At 69.2% G+C, this 1,718-nt stretch carries 1 protein-coding gene; it reads right to left on the bottom strand.

All coding sequences use genetic code 11. The features are described 5' to 3' along the window. Nucleotides 1-1,718, bottom strand: a 1,718-nt coding sequence (locus tag ABZ434_RS36050) for a beta-ketoacyl synthase N-terminal-like domain-containing protein (RefSeq protein ID WP_359146330.1), incomplete at both ends; no start/stop codon positions are given.

The raw sequence follows: 1,718 nt of genomic DNA, 5'->3' as shown, positions 1-1,718 counted from the left end.
GGCACATCCACATGCAACGTCCTCGGCAACACACCATGCCGAATCGCCTGCACCGCCTTGATCACCCCACCCACACCCGCCGCAGCCTGCGCATGACCCAAGTTCGACTTCAACGAACCCAGCCACAACGGATCACCTTCCGCACGCCCCTGCCCGTACGTCGCCAACAACGCCTGCGCCTCGATCGGATCACCCAACCGAGTCCCCGTCCCATGCGCCTCCACCAGATCCACATCGGAGTACGAGAGGCCGGCGTTCTCCAGCGCTGCCCGGATCACCCGCTGCTGCGACGGACCGTTCGGAGCCGTCATCCCATTGCTCGCACCGTCCTGATTCACCGCACTGCCCCGCACCACGGCCAGGACCTCGTGGCCCAGCCGCCGGGCATCCGACAGCCGCTCGACGAGCAGGACCCCTACGCCCTCCGACCACGCGGCCCCGTCCGCAGCACCCGCGAACGACTTGCACCGACCGTCCTTCGCCAGCCCACGCTGACGACTGAACTCCACGAACATGTCCGGCGTGGACATCACCGCCACACCACCCGCCAGCGCCATCGAGCATTCGCCGGAACGCAGCGCCTGGGCCGCCAGGTGCAACGCCACCAGCGACGACGAGCACGCCGTATCGACCGTCAGAGAAGGCCCTTCGAGTCCCAGCGTGTAGGAGATGCGACCTGACACCAGGCTGCCTCCCGTGGTCGCGGCGGCCTCCGTTCCCTGGCCGTAGTCGTGGTACATCAGGCCGGCGAAGACTCCCGTCCTGGTTCCCTTCAAGGACCGGGGATCGATGGCCGCCCGTTCGAAGACCTCCCACGACGCCTCCAGCAGCAACCGCTGTTGCGGGTCCATGATCAGAGCCTCGTTCGGACTGATACCGAAGAACGTCGGGTCGAAGTCGCCGGCCTCGTAGAGGAATCCGCCCTCGTTCGCATAGGTCTTGCCCGGCACTCCGGGCTCGGGGTCGTACACGCCCTCGATGTCCCAGCCCCGATCCAGCGGGAACCCGGAAACCGCGTCACGGCCCTCGGCGACCAGATCCCACAGGTCCTCGGGGGAGCTCACGCCGCCCGGATAGCGGCACGCCATGCCCACGATGACGATCGGCTCGTCGTCCAGGTCACGCACGGCAGGGCTGCCGCCAGGCTGCACCACCTCCCGCGCCCCGCTTCCATCGAGCTCACCGTCGATGTAACCCGCCACAGCGCGGGAGGTCGGGTAGTCGAAGACCAGCGTTGCGGGAAGCCGGAGGGCGGTGATCAGGTTCAGTTCGTTGCGGAGCTCCACAGCGCTGAGCGAATCGAAGCCGAGCTCCTGGAACGGCCGGTCCGCCTCGATGGCCTGGGCCGATGCGTGGCCCAGCACCTTGGCCACGCGGCCTCGGACCATCTCCAGCAGCGTGCGGGCGCGCTCGTCGGCATCGAGTCCTGCCAGGCTGCGCAGCAGTTCCTGCCCGTCCCCGGCCCCGGCCACCGCGCGTGCAGCGGGTCGTCTGGTGGTGGGGACGAGGTCGCGGAGGAGCGCGGGGATGGTGTCGGTACGGGCGCGGAGCGCGGTGGCGTCGACCGGCAACGGGACCAGAGCGGCCCGTCCGGACGCCAGACCCGCGTCGAACAGCGCCAGTCCCTGCTCCGGCTCCAACGCCGGCAACCCCTGACGCCTCATCCGCTCCAGATCCGCCTCACCCAGCCACTGCCCCATCCCCGCACCCGCCCACAG

Origin of the sequence: Streptomyces sp. NPDC005761, assembly GCF_040630635.1 — a bacterium.
Taxonomy (GTDB): domain Bacteria; phylum Actinomycetota; class Actinomycetes; order Streptomycetales; family Streptomycetaceae; genus Streptomyces.
Note: the sequence above shows the minus strand (reverse complement) of the source record. Positions and strands in the feature narration are given on the sequence as shown.